The organism is Micromonospora radicis, from assembly GCF_003583405.1.
GTDB classification, from domain to species: Bacteria; Actinomycetota; Actinomycetes; order Mycobacteriales; family Micromonosporaceae; genus Micromonospora; species Micromonospora radicis.
The window spans coordinates 1-23265 of record NZ_QXEC01000047.1; the positions used below are offsets into that span (position 1 = coordinate 1).

Annotated in this window: 15 protein-coding genes and 1 pseudogene; 8 read left to right on the forward strand and 8 right to left on the reverse strand. The window is 68.9% G+C overall.

Features of this window, described 5'->3' with window-relative positions; all coding sequences use genetic code 11:
- A partial coding sequence (locus D2L64_RS28130; RefSeq protein WP_233559163.1) for a hypothetical protein occupies positions 1–226 on the forward strand: 226 nt, incomplete at its 5' end.
- Between the two features lie 67 nt (positions 227–293).
- Positions 294–806 carry a transposase gene (locus D2L64_RS28595; RefSeq protein ID WP_158603555.1) on the forward strand — a complete coding sequence of 171 codons (513 nt, stop codon included), beginning with the start codon at positions 294–296 and terminating at the stop codon, positions 804–806.
- On the opposite strand, the gene D2L64_RS27185 is transcribed toward D2L64_RS28595, so the two are convergent.
- The 3 genes and pseudogenes from D2L64_RS27185 to D2L64_RS27190 form a co-directional block, all read right to left on the reverse strand.
- The gene (locus tag D2L64_RS27185; protein WP_147376322.1) at positions 789–1037 is read right to left on the reverse strand and encodes a hypothetical protein; all 249 of its coding nucleotides are present in this window, start codon (positions 1035–1037) and stop codon (positions 789–791) included. The genes D2L64_RS28595 and D2L64_RS27185 overlap by 18 nt on opposite strands.
- A gap of 3 nt (positions 1038–1040) precedes the next feature.
- Positions 1041–1685 (reverse strand): annotated as a pseudogene (locus D2L64_RS26330) (polymorphic toxin-type HINT domain-containing protein); the annotation flags it as partial.
- 71 nt (positions 1686–1756) lie between these two features.
- Positions 1757–3163 (reverse strand): WD40 repeat domain-containing protein, encoded by a 1407-nt coding sequence (locus D2L64_RS27190; protein ID WP_233559164.1) that lies wholly within the window; start codon positions 3161–3163, stop codon positions 1757–1759.
- Here D2L64_RS27190 and D2L64_RS26340 point away from each other — a divergent pair.
- Together D2L64_RS26340 and D2L64_RS26345 are read left to right on the forward strand one after the other, a co-directional pair.
- The gene (locus D2L64_RS26340) at positions 3120–3386 is read left to right on the forward strand and encodes a type II toxin-antitoxin system RelE/ParE family toxin (protein ID WP_119579896.1); all 267 of its coding nucleotides are present in this window, start codon (positions 3120–3122) and stop codon (positions 3384–3386) included. The two genes, D2L64_RS27190 and D2L64_RS26340, sit on opposite strands and share 44 nt — an antisense overlap.
- Positions 3383–3700, forward strand: coding sequence for a helix-turn-helix domain-containing protein (locus D2L64_RS26345; protein ID WP_119579897.1), 318 nt, complete (start codon positions 3383–3385; stop codon positions 3698–3700). The genes D2L64_RS26340 and D2L64_RS26345 overlap by 4 nt, the downstream gene beginning before the upstream one ends.
- A 227-nt stretch (positions 3701–3927) precedes the next feature.
- Here the strand turns inward: D2L64_RS26345 and D2L64_RS27195 are convergent, their stop codons facing one another.
- From D2L64_RS27195 to D2L64_RS26360, 4 genes are all read right to left on the reverse strand, one after another.
- Complete coding sequence (locus D2L64_RS27195) at positions 3928–4689, reverse strand: hypothetical protein (RefSeq protein WP_147376324.1); 762 nt, start codon at positions 4687–4689, stop codon at positions 3928–3930.
- Positions 4690–4727: 38 nt separating this feature from the next.
- The gene (locus tag D2L64_RS26350) at positions 4728–15590 is read right to left on the reverse strand and encodes a LamG-like jellyroll fold domain-containing protein (protein ID WP_119579898.1); all 10863 of its coding nucleotides are present in this window, start codon (positions 15588–15590) and stop codon (positions 4728–4730) included.
- Between the two features lie 107 nt (positions 15591–15697).
- A complete protein-coding gene (locus D2L64_RS26355) occupies positions 15698–16240 on the reverse strand; it encodes a type 1 periplasmic-binding domain-containing protein (RefSeq protein WP_119579899.1) in 543 nt (180 codons plus the stop codon).
- A 101-nt stretch (positions 16241–16341) separates the two neighbouring features.
- Positions 16342–18126, reverse strand: coding sequence for a potassium channel family protein (locus D2L64_RS26360; RefSeq protein WP_119579904.1), 1785 nt, complete (start codon positions 18124–18126; stop codon positions 16342–16344).
- Between the two features lie 102 nt (positions 18127–18228).
- On the opposite strand from D2L64_RS26360, the gene D2L64_RS26365 reads away from it, so the two are divergent.
- From D2L64_RS26365 to D2L64_RS26375, 3 genes are all read left to right on the forward strand, one after another.
- The gene (locus D2L64_RS26365) at positions 18229–18711 is read left to right on the forward strand and encodes an MSMEG_6728 family protein (RefSeq protein ID WP_119579900.1); all 483 of its coding nucleotides are present in this window, start codon (positions 18229–18231) and stop codon (positions 18709–18711) included.
- 81 nt (positions 18712–18792) lie between these two features.
- The gene (locus D2L64_RS26370) at positions 18793–20319 is read left to right on the forward strand and encodes an FAD-dependent oxidoreductase (RefSeq protein WP_119579901.1); all 1527 of its coding nucleotides are present in this window, start codon (positions 18793–18795) and stop codon (positions 20317–20319) included.
- Positions 20320–20635: 316 nt separating this feature from the next.
- Positions 20636–21079 (forward strand): HNH endonuclease, encoded by a 444-nt coding sequence (locus D2L64_RS26375; RefSeq protein WP_119579902.1) that lies wholly within the window; start codon positions 20636–20638, stop codon positions 21077–21079.
- Positions 21080–21179: 100 nt separating this feature from the next.
- On the opposite strand, the gene D2L64_RS26380 is transcribed toward D2L64_RS26375, so the two are convergent.
- Positions 21180–21977 carry an enoyl-CoA hydratase/isomerase family protein gene (locus D2L64_RS26380; protein WP_119579903.1) on the reverse strand — a complete coding sequence of 266 codons (798 nt, stop codon included), beginning with the start codon at positions 21975–21977 and terminating at the stop codon, positions 21180–21182.
- Between the two features lie 188 nt (positions 21978–22165).
- On the opposite strand from D2L64_RS26380, the gene D2L64_RS26385 reads away from it, so the two are divergent.
- Positions 22166–23265 (forward strand): glycosyltransferase family 2 protein (locus D2L64_RS26385; protein ID WP_199714801.1); only part of this gene is annotated, 1100 nt, incomplete at its 3' end.

Here is a 23265-nt window from a genome sequence, read left to right on the forward strand (position 1 = left end):
ACAGATGATCACTGATGAGCTGCGAGCCCTCACGCTCGGGCCGGACTCAGCCGCGAACCCCGCTCAACTTCGAAGAGCCATCATGTGGCATCAGATGCATATGCTCAACGGCGTCACCATTCGTCACCTCGATGCTGAAGTGTCCACTGCGGCCGACACCCGGGTAATAGTTGAGCTGCGCCAAACCTGGACGAGGTGTGGAAGCCTGGCTTCCACCGGTAAGTGAGTGTTTGAGAAGGGGGTGTCGGACTCGGTGTGCGGCTGATGGTCGTTGATGCCTGGTTGCCTTCGGCGTGCCTCGTAGACGTCGGTACCCCTCCGATCTGACCACCGCTCAGTGGCGTCACATCGCTGGTCTGCTGCCACCGCCTCGCCTGGGTGGCCGGCCGGAGAAGCACTCCCGTCGGGCCATCGTGCACGCGGTCCTCTACGTCGTGCGTACCGGCTGCTCCTGGCGGCAACTCCCGGCGGACTTCCCGCCATGGCAGACCGTCTACTGGTACTTCGTCCGGTGGGAGCAGGAGAAAGTTACCCCACGCATCCTCGACCACCTCCGTGAACAGGTCCGCATCAGCCAGGGCCGCAACCCGCGCCAACGCTCGACTCACCCATGGCCTGGCCGCAGACAGAGCATCGACGTCCGGCACTCAGTGGGCCTATCCAGCCAGGCATCGATACCCGCGCATATGCGTGATCGAATGACATCAGCCGCGACAGCAACGCAGCCGCACGCCGACGCCCGGACAGGCACCCCAGCGCCACGTACAACCAGTTTCGGCGCCCACGCCCTAAATTTCCATCCCTAGGTCAGCTGGAATACCGCGAATCCATTCGCGCTGCTCCGGATCAGCCGACTCTGCGACTCGCTCCACAATTTCCGCGAATTCTTGGCGATCGCTAGCCTCCATCTGATCCAGCTCAAATCCGACACTTTCTAACGCATTAACGGCCGCATGTGAATCTAGCCCGAATTTTGCGCCGTCCTCAAGAATTGCAACAACCGAGAGCAACGCCTTGAAGAGATGATCTGAGATCATGACTTACCAACTTCCCACTCTAGTCTTGATGCCCGTCACGCCCCACTTGTCGAGAAGCACGTTGGCCTGGTCGACCTTCTTTTGAGAGGGTAGCTCGTACACAGCATCGAACCCGTGATGACTTGCAACAGCGGCTTGCCGTTCAGCTTCGTCCCGACCGAAGCTGGTCAAGCCGAGCTTTCTATCTATTGCTTCGTCCCCAAAGGCGGAGTCGAATTTAGCAGTGACCGTGCCACCATTACCATCGGGCGCACTGTACTGCGGGACCTGCGCCCTACCTGTTTGCAGATTCGATCTCGAACCAGCAGCGGAGCTTTGGAATCTGAACCAACCACTCCGGGTACTCGGCGCTGGGGGCGTCGAGTTCTGGAATCCTCCTTCATCCACCCAGTTGGCAGCACGTGTCGCTTTTCCGCAGCCAAATTCAACAGAATTGTTGTTGTGCACGAGAACCGGCGTTGTGCCTGCCAACACATAGTACGTGTGGATGTCGGCGACGGTGAGGTCGCGCATCTCTTCGAGGCCAAGCTTGTTGAGCACCGCCACGACCGTGACCGCGCCCTGACCCTTGACCAGCAGCTTCGCACCCGGCTTCAGGTCCTTCGCGTCGGTCCACTTCCGCTCCGACGCGTTCCAGAACGGGTGATGCCAGGTCGTCTCGACCTGGCATCACCCTGCCTACCTGATTTCCCCTGCCAACCCCACGAAAGGCATCCAAATCAGGATGATTCGACCAGTTCCACTATCGCTGCGGCCAATGCGGAGCCGCCAGGAAACCTTTCATGGGCGACCTCATCTAGCAAGACAGGCAAGGAACGCCGCACCGTCTCTCGACACAACTCTTCTAGATGAAGCCGCCCCTCCAGAAGTTCAGAATGGTAGGTCTCTCCATCGACAAACGTAAGGAGAAGATCATAAAGACGCTGGCGAACGGCTGCAGGTAGGTCACTTTCGGACATGGCGGCCATAATCATGGCAGTGACTGGAACGGCCGCCTCGAATAGCATTCCCTGAATCTCGACGTCGTTCTCCAGGCCAATGGCTTCCGCCTCTGGCACGTCGCCTGCCTGCACCAACTCTGCAAAGCTACCCGGAACATGGCGCGCACCGCGCGGACAGCCGCAGCGAATACTCTCCCAGTCATGACGCATGGCCTCAAGCTGCCATGGGCGCATTTCTTCACCTGGGCCAACGACCTGCACCGCCGCTCGCCGATACCTCTCCCGCTCTCGCAACCGGCCGTCGCTAACCAGCCAGGAGGCAACGACGGCGTCTCCGTCACAGGCGACCACCGTTGCGTTGTCCGTCGTGAAGGTGACTTCCATCACCTGGCCGTTCAAGCCTCGCAATACCCGCATAAGCCGACCGGATAAGGCATCCCACAGCCGGACCGTGCGGTCGTCTCCGCCGGTTGCGACAATAGAACCGTCTCGATTAAAGGCTGCAGCGGTGACAGCGCCAACATGCCCCATCAATTCTAAGGGCGCCGCCTCACTATCCATCCAAAGATGCGCTACGCCCCTACTATCGGCGGCGGCCACATGACCCGACTTACCTACCGCCAGACAGCGAAATGGCCTGCCGCCCTCGCCATCCCTAAGCACGCGCACTATCCTCTGCTCTTGCGTATCCCACAGGAGAACCGCTCCAGAGTGCAGCGCCAGGTAGAGCCAGCGAGGCGTCCCACCAAATTTGAGAGCTCGAACGACCGACGGACGAAAGCCTTGTGCCCATTTGGCCGACGTAAGTCGATAGTTCCGTCCACCCTGCGCGAGATCCCAAACGACAATCTCGCCGCCCTCTGTCGACGCCGCCAAGACATTGCCACTCCGGTCCAGCGTCAAGGACCAAATCGGATCAGCAGAATCATGCAGCAAGAACGCCAACTCTCCGGCGGACGACCACACCGCTACACGGCCACTGGCGTCACCAGCTGCCACCAGTGAACTGTCAGCAGCAAACGAACACGCCTGAACACGTTCGGTCAGTCCAGCTAGATCCCGGGGAGCCGAGGCCGAACGCGCGTCATGCAATTGCACGCCCGACTTGTCTGCAACCACCAGCAAGGATGCATCCGGCGAAATGGCGGCCGCCCGAACAAAAGGAACTCGCTCAAACAGTCCCACTTTTCACCACCTCGCATCGAGTATCCCTCCGCACTCCGAGCTGCGCCCAGGCACGGTACGCATCCTGTTCGCCTTCGACCCCTGGCGCTCCAGCATCCTGCTAGTCGCCGGAGACAAGGCCGGACGCTGGCAGCAGTGGCACACCGAAGCGATCCCCCTGGCCGAGCAACGCTACGAGATCTACCTGAAGGAACGCGCCAAGGAGGAGAGCCGACAGCCATGAGCAGCTACGCACGCTGGAGCGACATCCGCGCCGCACACGTCGAGCGCGCCGGCGGCGAGCAGTCCGTCGAAGAAGGCAAGCGGGAACTACTCGCCACCGTGGTCGGACACCGCCTCGCCGAGGTACGCCGCGCCCGCGGTCTAACCCAACAGCGGATCGCCGACCACATGGGCGTCACCAAAGGCCGCGTCTCCCAGATCGAACAAGGCAAGATCTCCGGCCAAGACGTCGTTGCCCGCTACGCCACCGCACTCGGCGGACGCCTCCACCAGGCCATCTACTTCGACGACGGCAACATCGCCGCCATCGCATAGCCCAACCAGCAGACCAAAATGAGAGTGGCTCGAAACTGCCAACCGTGACGGCAAGCCCGAACAGCCACCAGGAACCGCAGGGCGCTTCTCGTCACGCTTCACGTTCAAAGAGGGACAGGCCGCCGGCCGCCAAGCCCCGCGAAGCTCCATCGCTGGACCGTGGGCAAAGATCAGTTACTTCCCGCTGTCGCCTCGGTCGCGGTGGAGGCCCAGATGGCCGCTCACCCTCACCGATGCCCCCGCTCTGCCTCCTCCTGGATAGCTCGCAGTTGTTCAGAACTCAGGTGACGCACATCCCAGATCAACTCTGCCACCTGCTGAGTAGCAGTGTCAGTAGACGGTCCGGGGTGTGTCAGCTCGATGTCGATCAGCGCGGCCAAATCATCGGCCCGGAACGAGAGAACGGCCGCGAAACCGCACAGCAACTCCGGAGTCAGCTCTTTTCGACCGCTGCCAACTGCCTGAATTGTTGCCGCAGACAACGGACCAATCCCGGCGAGACGATACAACATCTTAACCGAGTTCAGGTTGTTCAGATTGCGATTCCGAAGCATTCGCACGATAACCGACCCAGGAGCGTACGGGAAAGCGTCGTGCTTCCACACTACCGACGCAACCGTGCTCGGCTGCGGCATCGATCTGGCCACCCCGAGCAATTGCTCACGCCGCTCGGAAGGTAGACGAAGAGCGGCTCTCACTAGGTGATCCAAGACCGAGTCGGCCGGATCCGTTCGGGGTACGAGATCATTCGGCACTTCAAGGCCAGCCAAGACGAAGAGATCTGCCGTGTGCACACCGAGCGCGGGAGCGAGTCGTCGCAGGACGGACTGGCCGAAATCATCTCCCTCGAAGACCGCTGCGAGCTCGGACTGATCCATGCCTGCCGCCCGGATCAAGCTGTCAACGCCCTGTCCACGATTCCTCGACAGTCGCGCCAACATGGCCACGAGGTTCGCAAGGTTCGCCGTCCGGCCGCCATCCTGCTTCATCCGGCCACCAACCTCTCTCAGATGTCGAACCGAAACTCCTACTTGGTAATGTCATCCCATTTCGCGCTTCGCGCGCCCGGGAATCCGTTCCTCTCTAGCGCCTCCCTAGCTACCTCCGAGATTGGCCGGTAGCCTGAAATGTTGTCGTTAGGCGAATAATGGCCGGACCAGTTGTCGAACTCGGTTATTCGCCCGTCGGCGACCTGGAAGTGCCCAGCCATGAATACTGGCTCACCCCTCGCCAGGCTGGTGTGGCCGGACGTTTCGTCAATCGCGAACATGCGATCGCTGGGCATCGACCGAACCGAACCGTTCCGCATCACCACGTAATGATGGTCGCCGTTCGCCAAGTTCCGACCGTTTTCGTTAAAGGCTGACCGAGGAAGCGGACCTTGCCTCTCCTGGTCAATTCCCGACTCGGCACGGAAGGTGCGTGTCGGCTGGACCTGCGTGCCACAGTTGTGGACGAGGACCGGGGTGTTGCCGGCGATCACATAGTACGTGTGGATGTCGGCGACGGTGAGGTCGCGCATCTCTTCGAGGCCAAGCTTGTTGAGCACCGCGACGACCGTGACCGCGCCCTGACCCTTGACCAGTAGCTTCGTACCCGGCTTCAGATCCTTCGCGTCGGTCCACTTCCGCTCCGACGCGTTCCAGAACGGGTGATGCCAGGTCGTCTCGACCTTCGTCACCTTCCCGTCCTGATCCTTCACCGTCAGATCGGTCAGATCCTCGTCCAGGTTGCGGTGCAACTGAGTGACCCGCTTCGGCACCGACCCACCCGCCACCGGATCAGTGGCCATGACCCGGTCACCGACGTTGACATCCTCGATCGGCCGACTACTGCCATCAGCCATCAACACCGGCGTCTTCGGATCGAAACTGTGCCGACGCCCCGACGTCGAACACGACGCACCAGCCCCACCGACCGAAATACCGAACCCGCCACCACCGGAGCCACCAGCGACCGCACCACCGCTACGCGCGCCACCGCCGCTCTTGCGGTTCAACGCACCCAGGCCCGGCACCATGTTCTCCGCCGCCGTACGCGGGTTGTAGCTCCCCGACATCGCCAGCTGCGACATCGCGTCCTCGGCACCAGCCTCGGCCGACTCGGTCGCCAACCGACCCAACAGACCCGTACCGGCCTTCTTCGCCACCGCCGCACCCACCCGCGCCGCGATCGCACCACCAGCACCACCGACCAGGCCGGTGACCGCGCCGGTACCCAACGAACCCAACGCATCACCGATGCTGTGGATGTCGCCCTGCGCCGCGTCCTTCGCCAGGTTGATCAACGCCCCGGCACCGACCATGCAGGCCAACGCGCCGGCCCCGGCGGTCACCGCGGTACAGGCGATACCGGCGAGGATCGCGCCGCTGATCGCGGCGACCTCCAACAGGACGTCCTTGTGGTCCTTGACCCATTTCTTGGCCGCGTTGGTGGCGTCGCGTACCTGGCTGACGGCCTTCTTGATGGTGCGCTGTGCCTTGGCCGCGACCTTCTTGCCGGCCTGTTTCGCCTTGGCGATCGCCTGTTTGGCCCGCTTCTTGACCTCGGCGACCTTCTTGCTGACGTGCTTCTTGACGGCCTCGTACTTCTTCTTGACCGTGCGTTTGACCTGGTTGTACTTCTTCTTGACCTGCTGTTTGACCTGGCTGTACTTGCGTTTCGCCTGCTGGTACTTCTTCTTGACGACGGTCTTGGCCTTCGTCACGGTCTTGGTCACCGTCGACTTGGCCGACCGGTACGCCGAGGACGCGTACGACGAGGCGTACGAGTAGGACCTGGAGGCGTACGACGAGGTGTACGAGTACGCCGAGCGGACCGACGAGGAGACCGAGCTGACCGCCCGGGAGAACGACTTCTTGACGCTGCCCCAGCCCCAGTGCCCGGTCGGGTCGGTGACGATAAGCGGGTTCGCGTCGCCGTACTGGTAACGGTTGGCGTTGATCGAGTCCGGGACGGGGCTGTTGCTCGCCGTGTCCCGGGTGTCGAACTGCCCGGTGTCGGTGTTGTACCAGCGGGCGTGCATGTTGACCCGGTTGGTCAGCGCGTCGGTCCACTCCGACTGGTAGCCGAGTTGACCGAGCAGCCCGACGGTGTTCAGCACCTTGCCGAGCGGGTCGTAACTGACCGAGCCGGTCAGGGCCGTACCGGTCGCACCGAACTGGCCGACCACGTCGGTGTGCAGGTCCGTCCAGACCAGGCGCTGATCGCCGCCGGAGGCGGCGCCGACCACCTCACCGGACGGCCCGCGCACGTAACTCGCGGAGGCGTCGGCGGCCAGGTCGTTGGCGAGACCGGTGTACGAGTGGCCGGGCCGCATCGCCCGACCGAGACCGTCGTACGTGTAGGTCTGTGTGCCGTTGGTCGACTGCTGCTCGACCACCTGCCCGAACGCGTCGGTGCGGGTGGTGTTGCCGGCGGCCTGGGCCAGCGTGCCGCGCGCGGTGTAGGTGTATCCGGCGCCGTCGGCGCTGAGCAGCCGGTTGCGCTGGTCGTAGCTGAACAGCTTGCTGCCGTTCTGCACGCGGTTGCCGGACTTGTCGTACGCGTACGCGGTGATCGCGCTGCCGTTGTTCCACGAGGTGAGGCGGTCGGCGAGATCGTAGGTGTAGGTGTTGGCCGCCGAGCCGGCGAAGCCGGTCGTGGTCTTGGCGGTGATGTTGCCGTTCGGGTCCCAGCCGTAGGAGATCTTCCCCAGCGACGCCCCGGCCGGCGACTTCAGCTCGTCGTCGGTGAGCCGGCGCAGCGGGTCGAAGGTGAAGTTGCGGCTGTTGCCGTTCGCCCCGTACGTGATCTTCGTGACCTGGGACAGCGTGTTGTAGGTGTACGCCATCTGCACGCCGGCGCTCGGGTTGGCCAGGCTCGACAGCCGGCCCGCCACGTCGTAGCCGTACGAGGTGGTGCCGGCCGCGTCCTGCCGGGAGGCGAGGCGCCCGTCGGCGTCGTAGCCGAACGCCGAGTTGCCGGAGGGGCCGGTCACGGACACCGGCAGATCACGGTCGTCGTAGCTGATCGTGTTGGTGCCACCCGAACCGGAGAGCGAGGTCATCCGGCCGGCCAGGTCGTAGCCGAACTCCCGGTCCTCGGTCTCCACCTCGGCACCGGCACCGACCTGCCGGATCAGCTGGCCCGACTCGTCGTACGAGTTGGTCACGCTGACCCCGCCGGGCAGGGTCTGCCGCACCGGCAGGCCACTGCGGTCGTACGCGATGGTGAAGGTGCGGTCGGCCGGGTTCGGGTGGGCGCTGGTGGCCGGCTCGACCTGCGACTCGGGCAGCCCCCACGAGTTGTACGTGGTGTGGAAGGCGTTGCCCCGGCCGTCGGTGAACCGGGTGCGGTTGCCTTCCAGGTCGTAGCCGAACGTGGTGACGATCGCATCCGACCCGGAGATCGGCTGCGTCTGCTTGGTCAGCACGCCCGTCGCGTCGTACTCGAAGGTGGTGGTGGTGCCGCGCGCGTCGGTGCTGGCCACCATGTTGCCGGCCCGGTCGTAGCTGGCCCGCTGCTCGGAGAGCAGGGCACCGGCGGCGCTGTACTCGGCCGTGCGCAGCGCCCGCCCGGCCAGGTCGTACTCCACGGTGGCGTACGAGCCGTTCGGCCGGATGCTCCTCGTGGTCCGGCCCTCCGAGTCGTACTCGTAGCGGGTCCGGTTGTTGGCGCCGTCGAGCACCGAGGTCGGCTGACCGACCACGTCGTACTCGGTGCTGCTGGTCACGCCGGTCGCGGTGGTGACGGTCGACGGCCAGCCCTGGGCGTTGTAGCCGTAGTGGGTGGTGTGGTTCGTGCCCTGCTGCCGCACCACCTCCGTGGTGGTGCGGGTCCGGCCCAGGTAGTCGTACGTCGCCGTGGTGACCGCACCGGTCGGGTCGGTGGACGACAGCATGTTGCCCAGGTCGTCGTAGGTGTAGGTGGTCGCCCCGTCGTTCGGCGCGATCGCCTTCGACACCCGGCCGAGCTGGTCGTACTCGTAGCGGGTCACCCGGCCCGCCGGGTCGGTGACGGAGACGAGCTGACCACCCGCGTCGTACGCCTGGGTGCTCTGCGGCACGATCGCCGTCGACGAGCCCGGCGGGGTGTACGCCGGAGCCCGCTCGGTCACCACCCGGCCGACGGCGTCGTACTCCACCACGGACCAGTTGCCGTTGGCGTCCCGGGTGTCGGTCGGCTCGTCGAACGTGTTGTAGCCGACCCAGCTGACCGCGTTGGCCATCGTGGAGAGCTGCCCGGCCTGCTCGACCAGGCCCGCCGGGGCGGTGGTCTTCACCGCCCGACCCTCCTCGTCGTACCCGTAGTAGGTGGTGTGGCCGTTCGGGTCGGTGACGGAGGTCGGCAGACCGTCGAAGTCCAGCGTCTGCGAGGTCCGGATGACCTGTGCGCCGGCCGCCGGGGCGGTCCCGGCCCGGACCTGCCCGATCTCGGTGGCGGAGAGCGCCTTCTGGTATGCCTGCACATCGCTGATCGAGCCGGGGAACCAGCCGAAGCCGTCAGCCCCACCGATGGTGAAGCCGGTCGACATGTTGTTGAAGTTCTCGGTGACGTTCACCGTGGTTTGCAGCACGCCGTCGGCGTAGAGCCGCAGCGTCTTGCCGGCCGGATCCACCGTGAGGGCCAGATGCGTCCAGGTACCTGCGGTCACGGAGTTGTTCGGGCCGCCGCCGCCGAACCACGCGGTGGTGCCATCGGCCTTGCGAACCGAAGCGGCGGTGTACCAGCGGTCGCTCACCGGCGAGTAGAAGACCTTGAACGCGGAGTTGCCGATCGCGCCCGGCGCGGAGAGGACGAGTTGCTCCTCCCCCAGGGCGGCGTTCTTCGAGGCCAGCTTCGCCCAGGCGGAGACCGTGAACGCCCGGGTGGTGTCCACGACCGGGGCCGACTTGAGGTACGCGGTGGTGCCGTTGAGCACCGCCGAACCGCCACGGTCGGTGGACCAGGTGACGCCGCCGATCGCGGCGGCCGGGCTGTTGCCGGCGGAGTCGGCGGCCGTCGTGCCGCCGGTCTCGGCGAGCTTCCAGCGGGCCACCGGAGTCAGCCCGGTGGAGGTGTACTCGGTCTCGGCGAGTGCCCGTCCGGCGCTGTCGTACATCGCCTCCGAGATGCCGGTGACCGTGCCGTCCGGGCGCGTGGAGACGGTGGAGACGACGTTGTCGTCGGCGTCGTAGGTCAGGGTCGTGGTCCGCTTCAACCCGTCCGGGTCCACCGTCGTGGAGATCGTCCGGCCGGCCGCGTCGTAGGCGGTCGTGGTGGTGGTGTGACCGTTGTTGGTCACCTCCCGCACCACGTTGCCGGCCGCGTCGTAGAAATTCTCCTCGATCACGAACTCGTTGCCCGCGTTGTCGGCCCGGACGATCCGCGCCTCCAGGCCGTTGTCGGTGTAGGTGTAGCGGGTCTCCCAGTTCATCGAGTCGACCTCGCGGGCCAGTCGGCCGGCGGGGTCGTAGGAGCGCCGGGTGGTGACCAGGTCGCGGGGGGCCGACGGGTTGTTCGGGTCGCCGGTGAAGCCGACCACGGTCGAGGTGAGCAGGTTGCCCTCGACGTCGTAGCTGCTGGTGGTGACGCCGCCGTCGGGTTCGGTCTCGGTGACGATGCGGCCGTACGTGTCGTACTCGAACCGGGTGGTCTGGTCCGCCGCGTTGGTGGTCGACGCCTCCTGCCCGTACGCGTTGAAGGCGTGCCTGGTGGTGCGCGGGGCGTCGCCGCCGGTCAGGTCGCTGACCGTGACCTCGGTGATGTTGCCGTCCGGGTCGTACGTGGTGCTGGTGTGGGCGGTGTGCACCGCGCCGGTGACCCGGTTCGTCACTGCCGGCTCGGTCTCGGTGATCTCCCGGCCGAGCCGGTCGTAGCTACGGCTGGTGGTGAGGCCGGCGGGGTAGGTGTCGGTCACCTCGGTCTCGGTGAGCAGCTGCCCGAGCCCGTCGTACGTGAATCGGGTGATCTTGCCGCCGGGCTCCACGAGTTCGGCGATGTCACCGCTGGCGTAGTAGGTGATGCGCTGGGTCTGGCCACCGGCCGTCGTCACCGTGGCCGGCAGACCAGCCGGCGCGAACCCGCCGTCCTTGGCCGCGACCGTGCTGCCGTCGGTGTACGTCATGCGGGTGATCCGACCCAGCGGATCGGTGATGGTGGTCTGGTTGCCCTTGGTGTCGTAGCCGTAGCTGGTCAGGTAGGTGTCGTCGGTCGCCGACGCCGACCGGCCGTCCCGTAGGGTCAGCATCAGGTCGTTGCGGGCGTCCGGGGAGAGCGTGGTGGTCGTCGCGTCCGGGAAGTACGTGTAGTAGACCGACGAGCATCTGCCGGCGGACTGGTCCTGGCAGGTGATCACCTGTTTGGTGTTGCCCCGGACGTCCTGGAGTTCCTGCGTCCAGACGCCGCGCGGGTCGTAGGTGAGGTTGCCGTAGCCACCGACGTCGTACCCGAACTTGGTGGTGTTGCCCAGCCCGTCGGTCTGGGCCACCAGCCGGTTGCCGTTGACCAGGTCGTACGTGTACGAGGTGGTCTCACCGGTCGGTCCGGTCACGGCGATCGTGGAGACCGGCATCGGGAAGGCCGTAGCGACTCCGGAGACCATGGTCACCGCGACCGGCGCGGTCTGCTTCGAGGCCAGGAAGTGCGTGGCCACCTGGTCGGCGGAGAGCTGCGACCGGTAGAACGCCACCTCGGCGATCGAGCCGGGGAAGTAGCCGACGTCCCCGGTGCCGCGCAGCGGCCAACTGCCGGCCCACTTGCCCGCACCGACGTACGCGTTGACGGCGTCGGTGGTGACGAGCGCGTTGTCGAGCTTGCCGACGGCGACCCCGTCCAGGTAGAGCGACTGGGTGTTGCTGGCGGCGGAGAGCACCACGTGGTGCCACTTGTTGTCGTTGACGGCCGCGGCGGTGGTGATCACCCGGGTGGAACTGCCGGTCCAGAACCCGCCACGCAGCTTCCCGTCGGTGCCGACGTAGAGCGCGGGGGTCCAGTTGCCGGTGACGGTCGGCTCGTTGAGCGGGCTCGCCTGATAGCCGTAGAGAACGCCACCCTTGGTGTTGCCGGACGGCATCTTGAACCACAGCTCCACGGAGTTGGGTCCGGTGGTCGGCATGTCCTCGGGCGGGAGCACCACGTGCGAGGTGGTGCCGTTGAACGACCCGGCCGTGCTGTCACTGAACGGACCGGTCACCCCGAGGGTCACCTCGTTGTAGGTGGCGGTGCCGCCCTGCACCTCGTTCACCGCGTCGGTCACCTCGACCTCGCCGAGGCGCCAGTAGTCCGCCGGCTTCGCCCCGAGCACCGAGGCCGCGTAGACGTCGCTGCTGCCGGAGACGGTCGGGCTGCCCAGTTGCCATCCGCCGCCGTTCTCGTCGGTGACCGTGGCGACCCGGCCGGTGGTCTTGTCGTAGCCGATCTCGGCGGTCACCCCGCCCGACGGCCGGAGGATCCTGCTGAGGACCGGGTGGCTGGTCCGGCCGACGCTGTTCAGTTCGGCGGCGGTGGTGACGGTCAGCGCCTGGTTGAAGAACGCGACCTCGGCGATGGAACCGTTGAAGTAGGTCGCCTTGGCCGGCGAGGCCCCGGAGTTGACGTGCCCCGGCCAGGAGTTGCCGACGAAACCGGCGCCGACCAGTACGTTGGCCGAGCCACCGGCGAGCTGGGCGATCGTGCCGTTCAGCGTGCCCTTCAGCACGCCGTCGAGGTAGAGCCGCTGCACGTTACCGGCGCCGGCCAGGACCACGTGGTGCCAGGCGCCGTCGGTGACCGCGACGTCGGTGGTGATCGGGGTGGCGCTGCCGGTCCAGAACTCGCCGCGTAGCTTGCCGTCGCTGCCGATGTAGAGCGACGGGGTGTAGTTGCCGGCCGTGGTGCCCTTGCTGATCGCGTCGGCCTGGTAGCTGAACAGCACACCGTTCGGGGTGCTGGTCTTGAACCACATACTGATCGACTGGTACTGGCCGTCGGCGACCAGCTTGCCGGGAAGTTGGACGTGCGAGCTGGTGCCGTTGAAGGTCGCCGTGGTCGCGGTCGAGCCGGGCAGCGCGGCCGGCTGGCCGAGCGTGACGTTGGTGTACCGGGCGTTGTCGACTCCCGCGTTGCCCAGCACCCGGCTGGCCGCGGTGGTCGTACCGGCACCCTCGTCCAACCGCCAGTACGAGTACGGGCCGGCGTTGAGCACCGCATTGGCGTACTGGGAGGTGGTGTCCTGCTGGTAGGTGGTGCACCGGGTCTGGTCGGTCGGCGGGCACACCCTGGTCAGCTGATCGTTGGCGCCGTAGCTGTAGGTCCAGGTGGCGACCGAGTTCGGGTCGCCGGCCACGGCGCGATCCGTGGCGACCGTGGCGACGTGCGGCTTGGTCGACCCGGCCGGGGTGGACCAGGTGAAGTGCAGCGAGCGACCGGAGGCGGAGGTCGCCCTGGCCAGGTTCGCGGACGCGTCGTACGAGAAGGTCATCGCCCGGCCGTTGGCATCCGCGATCCGGGTCACCTTGAACACCCCGGTGCTGGTCGCCCGCCCGAAGGTGTAGACCGTGGCGTCCTTGTCGGTCAGCGTGTAACCGGTGACCGCACCGCCGGCATCCTTGGTCTCCACGAACGTGGCGAACCGGCCGGACGGCGGGCTGAACGTGCCGTTGGCGTTGCGACCGAAGGCGACGTCCTGACCGGTGGGGTAGGTGACCAGCACCGACTGCACGCTGTCGGCGACGTCCCTGACCTGGGTCGCCCGCACGTCGACCAGGCTCGACCAGCCGGCACCGAAGGCGTTGCCGCGGCGGGTGTCCAGGCTGTTGTAGCTGCGGGTCACCGAGAGCGAGGGGCCCACGGTGGCGATGCTCGCGTCGGTGGCCGAGGTGGTGTAGTTGCCGCCGCTCGGGTCGAAGCCCTTGCCGGCGTTCTGCGCGAGGTTCGTCGTCAGCAGCGGCTGCGGCACCGAGGTGGTGAAGGCGTACGCGGGATAGACCGCGCTGTAGCTGACCTTGTCGTAGACCCGGACGGTGTACAGGTAGGTCTTGTTCCAGGCCAACCGGCCGGCCGGGACGGTCCACGTCGGGGTGGTCACCCAGCCGGAGTTCACCACGGCGGCGTTGGTCGCGGCGTCGGTGACCACGTAGTTGTAGGTGAAGCCCTTGGCCGGCCAGTTGTCCGAGTCGACCGCGCGGGACAGCAACTGTGGGGTGAGCGTGTTCACCACCGCGTTGTTGCCCGGGTAGCGCAGGTTGATCTGGGGCGCGACGTTGTTGGAGTACGTCAACTCCAGGTACGGCTTGTACGCCCCGGCCGAGAAGTTGGCCGCGGTGAACCGCTTCCAGGCGGTCGAGTCGGTCACCGAGGCGGTCAGCGCCAGGCCCTCGTTCATCCCGCCGGTCGACCAGTCGTTGAACGTGTCGACCGCGAGCGGGACGGTGACCCACCTGCCGGTGCTGCGGACCGCACTCGTGTTCGTACAGGCAGGGTAGTTGTCGGTGACGGTCAGCGAGCCGATCGACGACGAGATCGCCGGGCCGGGGTAGTTCCCGGTGGTCAGGTTCGCCACCGTCCACGCCTCGTTGATCCGGTGGACGTTGAACGGCTTGTGCGACGTGCAGTCGTACGACCAGGTGTGGAAGAGCTTCAGCTTCGCGGCGGTGATCCGCTTGCCCATCAGGCCGTCGTCGTCGAACTCGTCGAAGTGGATGAACGAACGGGCCTTGACCGTGCCACCGTTGTAGGTGCCGACCGGCAGGTTGTCACCGTTGTGGTTGGTCGTACCGGAGTCGTTGTCGACGTAGACGTCGCCGGTCGTGCCGGTGGTCGTGGTCGGGTCCACCCGTACCGGATACTGCCGCGCCGGGTCGTTGAGCCAGGCCGGGTCGGCGACGACCTTCAGGGCCGGCCCGCTGTCGACGGTGACCAGTTCGAAGCTCACGGCCGAGGACTCCGCCGGTGCCCCCGACTGCGGGTCGACCTTGGAGTCCTGCATCGATCCGTGCGGGAACCAGGCGACGGCCCTGCCCTCGCCGTTGAGCAGCTCCACCGCACCGTCGGCGGTCGGGCGTGGGGTCAGCCCGTCCAGCTGGAGCGGGAACACCCAGGTCGAGGCCGCTTCCGGCGAGCGCAGGACCAGGGTTTCCTTGATCCCGGCGTCGAAGGTCGTCAGCTCCAGGTCGGTGTGCGGGAGGACATCGCGGTAGAAGGCGGTGGCTCCGGTCACCTCGGGGGCGCCGATCGCGCTCTCCGCCAGCCGGTAGGCGACGGACTCACCGGTCGGCAGGGTGAGTCGCGCCAGCTCTGCCTCCTGGGCCGCTTCCTGGGTCGTGGCCCCGGTGTCGGCGCCGGAGCGGGCGGTGCGAGCACCAGCGGCGGGTGGTGCGCCGGCCACCGACAGCTCCAACCGGTTCGCCTTGACGTGCAGGCGCCCGTCCGGCCTACGGGCCAGGTCCGAATCGATCTTCTGCCAGCTGCCGTCGGGGGCCAGGTAGTTGACCGGACGGTTGTGGGTGCGCTTGGTGAACGACCCGTCCGCGTTGACGTAGACGTCGGAGCGGGCGCTGGACCTGCGGGCGTCCCGCTTGCTGGTACGGGCGTCGAACCCGGGCTCGGCGACCCCGGTCTGGTCCGGGGTGGACTCGATCCGGTGCGGCTGGTACGAGTCGAGCGTGCCGGCGGCTGGCTCCGGTGCCCGCCCGGCGCCGCGTCGGGCATCCGTCGCCGCTGCGGGAACGTGCGGATCCACCTGCGCCGGCCGGCCCGTCTGCTGCACCGGTAAGCCAACGAAGGCCGCCGAGGCAGACCACGCCGGATGCTGCCTGAACCAGGTCAGCCAGGTAAGCGGAAACTCGCCGCCCGGCCGCACCACGTCTGGCGGCACCGCGACGGTCAACCCGAAGACCACAGCGACGACCAGCGCCGACCGGCGACCAGCCCTGCTGAAGGATCGGCCCATGGCCGCTCCCTCCCCCGTTGATATTGATAATCCTCAGGAAGTCTGGGGTGTGGCCGATCAAGCGGCAAGCTGTCCGAACGGACAGACTCTGAGAAAAACCTGAATGCTCAGGAAGGGGATCGGGCCAGCGCGACAACCAGGTCATGTGCTTGTCGACGGATCTCCTCCGGGTCGATTGCCTCCACAACCGACACATTCCGGCTCGGCGCGACGGCACCAAACGCCACGAACCGCGCCTGGGGATACCGGGCAGCGATCTTCGGCACGCCGGCGACCGGAGCCGCACCAACCGCGAAGATCACGTCGCAGCGGTTCTGCACCAGACCGGCCAGGAAGGTCTCGGCCTGGGCTCCGGTCTGCGGACCGTCCACTTCGAGGAACTGCACCTTCACCTGTGTGGCGAGGGAAGCTTCCTGCATCCCCGACCACACCGGACTGGCCTCGGGTAAGCCAACCCCCTGGGCACCGGTGAGCAGGCAGGCCGTCTCGGCCCGGTACTCGCGCTGGCGCGGCGGCGGTTCGTCGGCTGGCCAGAGCAGCCAGCCGGCGGTCGCCACCGCGACGAGAACTGCCGCCACCAGCGACCAGCGCCACACCGGAGGTGGCACGGACACCCACGACGGCCGGCCGCGCCGGGGCACCTGCCGCATCCGGGCTCGCCGCCCCACGCCACCACCAAGCACGGCCGCACCCTACTCCGCACCCCGGCCCGGCGTCAGCGCCCAGCGCGCTCGCCGCGACGGATCGGGCGTCACTCCTCGGCCTCCCGGGGCAGCGGCGGCGCCCCTGGCGAAGGCGGCGGCTCGGGTGGGGCGGCCTCGCGGAGCAGGGCGTTCAGGCCGGCCCGCCGGGCCAACACGGTCAGCCGGTCCCCGGCCACGATCACCAGCCGCCGGTCGGGTGACCAGTCGTACCGCTGGCCCGGTCTGGCGTGCGCGAGCAGGCGTACGCTGCCGGGCCTGCCGACGGCGGCGAGTGGGCGGCCGTCCAGGGCCGAACCGGCGGCCACCGGGATCTCGGTGACCAGCAGGGCGTGCCGGCCGACCGGGATGGTGGCGATCACCGCCCGGTCCAGCAGCGCGGCGGCGAACGACGGGGCGGCCAGGTAGGAGACGCTGCGCGAGGTGCCGATGCCGAAGGCCCGTTGCACCCGCTCGGCGAAGTCGCCGTCGAAGAGCCGCAGCACCACGCGCAGTTGGTCGTTGACGGTCCGGCCGTTCAGCGCGGCCCGCAGGTTGGCACCGTCGTCGGTGGAGACCACCACCAGCGCCTGGCAGGTGGCCACCGAGGCGGCGCGGAGCGTCTCCTCCTCGGCCGCGTCGCCCACCACCAGCGGTACGCCGAGCCGGCGGGCCAGCCCGGCACCGCGCGCGTCGCGGTTCTTGTCGATCGCCACCACCTCGACGCCGAAGTCGTTGAGCTGGGCCATCACCCGGGTACCGATGTTGCCCAGCCCCACCACCACGACGTGCCCGGACCGTTCCGGCAGGATCCGCCCGGTGTGCAGGGCCAGCCGGGCGTTGACCACGCCGTCGACCACCACCGCCGTGATCAACGGGATCAGGGCCAGCCCGGCAAGGTTGAGGATCACCTGGACGACCTGCTCGGCGGCGCCCTTCGCGGTGTCCGGGTCCTGCCCGGTGAGCGTGGTGACCAGGGTCAGGTAGAGCGCGTCGGCCAGGCTGACGTGCGCCGCGTTGGCGTACAGGCCGCCCAGCAGCCCGACCACGGCGAGCAGCAGGATCACCGCGATGCCGATCTTGCGGGTGGCGAAGCTGCGGACCGCCCGGAGCACCATCGCCACCGGCCGCCGACGCCGTCGGGCCCGGGCCAACCGGCGGGCGGCCAGTTCGGTGCCGACGGGCCGCCCGGCGGCCTCGGCGAGCACCACGTCGGCGACCCGGTCGTCGGCGGGCAGCACCAACTCCTGCTGCGGATCGCGGGTGTCGGCCACCCCGCAGACCACCTCGTTGGGGCGGACGTCCTCCCGGCGGGCCAGGTAGAGGGTGCGGCCACCGTGCCGGAAGTGGGTGGGAGCCACCTCGCCGAGCGCGGCGGCGACGAAGGCCGGCGCGGCCATCGAGGCGTCCGACAGCACCGCCGAGTCGGGGAAGATCTGCCGTACCCCGTTGGCCAGGCCGGTGTTGAACATCCGCACCACCAGGCGCAGCCCGGGTTCGACCTCCTGGGCGCAGAGCGCGGCGTGCATGTTGCCCACGTCGTCCTGGTGCAGCAGGGCCAGCCCGGCCGCCCCGGCCAGGTTGGCCCGGCGGAAGGTGTGCTCGTCCAGCCGGTCGGCCCGGATCACCTCGACGCCGGGCAGGTCACGGCCGTCGGGGCCGGGCGAACGTCGGCGCTCCGGCACGATCAGGGTGATCCGTAGCCGTCCGCCCGGTGCCTCGCTGCCCCGCAACGCCCGCACCACCCAGTAGGCGAGGGGATCCTGACCGCAGATCACGTAGTGGCCCCGGGGCTCCCCGTTCGCCCGTAACCGGCGGCTGGCCCGCAGGGCCCGATCAAGCAGCGGCTCCGCCATGACCGCATGGTAGTCAGCCGCTCGCCGGCCACGCAGCCCCGTGATGATCATTGGCTCGGCGGGCCCCGGCATGTCCCGGACGGTGGCGGGTAGGGCAGCGGCATGCAGACGTTCCTGCCGTACCCGGACTTCCTGGCCAGCGCCCGGGCCCTCGACCAGCGTCGGCTGGGCAAGCAGCGGGTCGAGGCGATCCAGGTGCTGCGCGGGCTGACCAGGCCCGACTACGGCTGGCGCAACCATCCGGCGGTACGGATGTGGGCCGGGTACGAGGAGGCCCTGACCCGCTACGGTCTCGACGTCTGCGCGGTCTGGTCCGCGGCGGGTCGGGCCGACACCTGCGCCGCGACGCTCGCCGCCGACCTGGCCGCCAGCTGCGGGATCGAGCGGGTCCGGTCCCAGCAGGAGTTGGCCGTCGCCGGGGAACTGCCGCCCTGGCTCGGCCGGGCCGACCTGCACCTGAGCCACCGCTCGTCGCTGCTGCGCAAGGACCCCGCCCACTACCGGCCGGTGTTCGGCGCCGACGTACCGACCGATCTGGAGTACGTCTGGCCCACCTCCGACCGCCCCCGCCGCTGCCTGCGATGAGGCGAGGGCGCCTGGTTAACGCCCCGGTGGTCCTCTCCTGTCCGGCAGACTGGGGGCGGTGGGGCGGAAGGTGGGGGTCGGGTGGCGCTGTCGCGGGTGGTCGGTCGGCTCCTCGGCGTACGCCCGTACCGGGTGGACCCGGGTGGCGGCGGAACGCGGCGGGTGACGGAGCCGGTCGCCGCGGTGGTGGTGGGGGGCGGCATCGCCGGCATGTCCGCGGCGGTGGTCCTCGCCGAGCGGGGTGTCCAGGTGACCGTGCTGGAGGCGGCGCCGACGCTGGGCGGCCGGCTGGGTGCCTGGCCGCGGACGCTGGCCGACGGCAGTGCGCAGGTCGACGAACACGGTTTCCACGCCTTCTTCCGGCAGTACTACAACTGGCGGAACATCCTGCGCCGGGTCGACCCGACCCTGCGCTTCCTGCGTCCCGTCCCCGGCTATCCGGTGCTGAGCGCACAGTGGCCGGCCGAGGAGTTCGGGCGCCTGCCACCGGCCCCACCGGCGAACCTGCTCACCCTGCTGGCCCGCAGCCCCAGCGTGCGCCTGCGGGACCTGCGCGGGATGGACCGGGCCGCCGCCCTGCCGCTGCTGGCCTACCACCCGGAGCGCACGTACGCCGAGTTCGACCAGGTCACCGCCGACGAACTGCTCACCTCGTTGCGGCTGCCGGACCGGGCGCGGGCGATGCTGTTCGAGGTCTTCTCCCACTCGTTCTTCAACCACGAGACGGAGATGTCAGCCGCCGAGATGATCGCCCAGTTCCACTTCTACCTGCTCGGCAACCCGGAGGGGTTGGCCTTCGACTGCCCCGACGAGGACTACGCGACGGCGATCTGGGCGCCGCTGCGCCGGTACGTCGAGCGGCACGGCGGCCAGGTGGTCACCGGCCTCGCGGCGACCGCGCTGCACCGCGACCCGGCGGGGTGGCGGGTGGCGACCGTCGAGCGGGCGTACCGGGCCGGGCACGTCGTCCTCGCCGTCGACCCACCGGCCCTCGCCGCGCTGGTCGCGGCCTCCCCCGCGCTGACCGCCGCCGCGCCGCGCCTGGTGACGGCGATGCCCCGGTACGGGCGGCCCGGTCCGCCGTACGCGGTGGCGCGCTACTGGTGCGACGGCGACGTGGCAGCCGACCGGGCGGTCTTCAGCGGGGTGTCCCGGCAGGCCACGCTGGACTCGGTGACCCTGTACCACCGGCTGGAGCGAGGCTGCCGGCGGTGGGCCGAGCAGACCGGCGGTTCGGTGCTGGAGCTGCACGCGTACGCCTGCGATCCGGGCGTGGACGCCACCGAGCTGGCCGAACGGATGCGCGGGGAGCTGACCGGTCTCTGGCCGGAGGTGAGCCGGCTGCGGGTACGGGAGCTGCACGCCCGGGTGGAGGCGAAGGCGCCGGCCTTCGCGTCGGGCAGCCACGCCGACCGACCCGGGGTACGCACCGACGCCGACGGGCTCTACCTGGCCGGTGACGGTATCCGCACCGAATTCCCCAGCGCGCTGATGGAACGGGCGGCCGCCACCGGCATCCTGGCCGCGAACCACATCCTGCGTTCGGTAGGCGCGGCCACCGAGCCACTGCGCTCGGTCCGCCCCCGGGGGCTGCTGGCCCGCCGGTAGCCGTCCGACGACGTCGAGAACCGTTCTGCCGGTAGCCGTCCGGCGACATCGAAATGCGTTGCCGCGGTGAGCGGCCCGGCCCTACCGTGATCATGCAAGGTCAACCGCCGTTCCGGGAGCCAGCCATGTCGATGTCGCACGTCACCGTCGTGCCGTCGGGGCTGCTCGGCGTCGGTTGCCGAGCGGAACGACTCCGGGGTGGCTGGCCCGGCTGACGCGCGTACCGACGACCGTCGAGCCGCCCACCCGCCCCGGGACCGGGCGGCTCGTCGCTGTCCGGCCCGTACGTCCGTCACCGCCTTGGAGGGAGAAACCGGTGGACGCCGTCCTCGTTGTCAACGCCGACCTCGGCCCGCTGCACCGGGTCACCGTCCAGCACGCGATCCGGATGCTCTGCCGCCGGGTGGCCGAGATCCACGAGGCGGTGCCGGACCGGGTCATCGGGGTCTTCCCGGTGCCTCGGGTGGTCCGGCTGGTCCGGTACGTGGTGACCCGCTGGCGCTTCACCTCCGGCCCGGCGTGGTCGCGGGCCGGGGTGCTGCGCCGCGACGGCCGGTGCTGCGCCTACTGCGACGGGCCGGCCGACACCATCGACCACATCCTGCCCCGCTCCCGCGGCGGCCGGAACACCTGGAAGAACACGACGGCCGCCTGCTACGCCTGCAACCAGCGCAAGGGCGACCGTACGCCGGCCGAGGCGGGCATGCCGCTGCGGCGCGTACCGGTCGGGCCGAGCTGGGCGGCGTTGGCCGGGCGGTGACGGCCGGGCCGGCGGGAACGGGGGGCGGCGTCGGATCTCCGGCGCGGCACCCGCCGGCCCCCGGACGTCACCCGGGCCGGACGTCACCCGGGCCGGACGTTCACCCGACCGGGCGGCGCCCGACGGTGTCGCCCGGCTGCGGGGTCCAGGTGAAGCGGGGTGGACGGCGCTCGTGGAAGGCGCTGACCCCCTCGCGGGCCTCGCCACTGGCCTGCAGCTGCCCATGCCACCAGGCCAGCCGGTCGTCGTCGGCCCGCCCGTCCACGATCTCCTTGGCGGCGGCGACGCTGAGCTGCGAACGTTCGGCGATCATGGCAGTCAGCCGATCGATCCGGGCGGCCAGGTCGGCGTCGGGCAACACCTCGTCGACCAGACCGATCCGCAGTGCCCGGGCGGCGTCGACCAGTTCGCTGGTGAACAGCAGATGCTTGGCCGCCGCCGGGCCGACCAGCCGGGCCAGCCGGCGGGTCGTCGGCGCCGGGTAGACCAAGCCGAGCCGGGCCGGCGGTACGCCGAACCTCGCGTCGTCGGCGGCGATCCGCAAGTCGCAGGCGACGGCGAGCTGGCAACCACCGCCGACGCAGGCGCCCCGGACGGCGGCCACCGTCGGCTTGGCGAAGGCGGCGAGGCGTTCCTCGGCGGCGACGGCGACACCGGCGTCACCGGTGGACAGCAACTCGTCCAGGTCACCGAGGTCGGCACCGGCGCAGAACGTGTTGTCCGCGCCGGTGAGCACCAGCGCGCGTACCGCCGGGTCCGCCTCCAGGCGGTCCAGCAGCACCGGCAACTGCTGCCACATGGCCAGGGTCATCGCGTTGCGTCGGCTCGGGTTGCGGATGACCACCGTGGCCACCGCGCCCGACACCTCGACGACCAGCTGTGCGTCCGCCACCGCCACCGCCCCTCCGGCCGTCCGTCGGCCCGCACCACCGGGACGTCGCCCCGGGGTACGGCGACCATAGCGGTGCGGTCCGGGCGACCGCCGCTGTACGTCCGAGCGCCGCCCGCCATTCATCGGCCGGTCGCCGCCGGCACCTAACGTCACTGCGCGCAACCGTCGTACCCGGCGAACCGGAGCAGGTGGTCATGCCTTCCACACCCGAGGTCAGCGTGGTCGTTCCCACCTTCGCCCGACCGGCGTTGGTGACCCGGGCGGTCCGCAGCGCGCTCACCCAGACGGTGACCGACATCGAGGTCGTCGTCGTGGTAGACGGGCCGGACGAGGCCACCGACGCGGCGCTCGCCGAGATCGGCGACCCGCGGCTGCGGGTGGTGCGGCTGGCCGCGAAGGGCGGCGCGCCCGACGCCCGCAACATGGGCGTACGCGAGGCCCGCGCGCCCTGGACCGCGCTGCTGGACGACGACGACGAGTGGCTGCCCGAGAAGCTCGCCGTCCAGCTGCAACTTGCCCGTTCCGCCCCGATGCCCAGCCCGATCGTGGCCAGCCGGCTGATCAACAAGACGCCTCGGGCAGAGTTCGTGATGCCCCGCCGGCTGCCGGAACCGGACGAACCGATCTGCGAGTACCTCACCCGCCGACGCGGCCTCTTCCACGGCGACGGCTTCATCCAGACCTCGACCATCCTGGCGCCGACCGAACTGCTGCGGCGGGTGCCGTTCACCGTCGGCCTGCGCCGGCAACAGGAACTCGACTGGACGGTACGGGCCAGCAGCCAGCCCGACGCCGGCCTGCTCATCGCCGCCGAGCCGCTGGTGCTGTGGCACCAGGACGAGGACCGCCCCCGGATCAGCCTCAGCGCCCCCTGGCAGGCGCAGCTGGAGTGGCTGCGGGGCATCCGGTCGCTGATCACTCCTCGGGCGTACGCCGCGATCGTCATGAGCATCATCAGCTCAATGGCCGCGCCGACCCGCAGTTTCCCGGTGTTCCGGCTGCTGCTCACCGAGGCCCGCCGGCACGGCCGGCCGGGGGCGCTGGACTACCTGACGTTCGTACAGATCTGGCTGATCCCCGCACAGCTGCGGCACCGGGTACGCGACCGGATCCTCGGCCGGCACCGAGCCGGCGGCGACGGCCAGGCCGGGACTGACCGGCTCGGTGCCGACGGGTCCACGGGTGACCGTCGCGCCATGGGTGATCGCCGCGCCATGGGTGGCGGCGGATCCATGGGTGATCGCCGCGCCATGGGTGGCGGCGGACCCATGGGTGATCGCCGCGCCATGGGTGG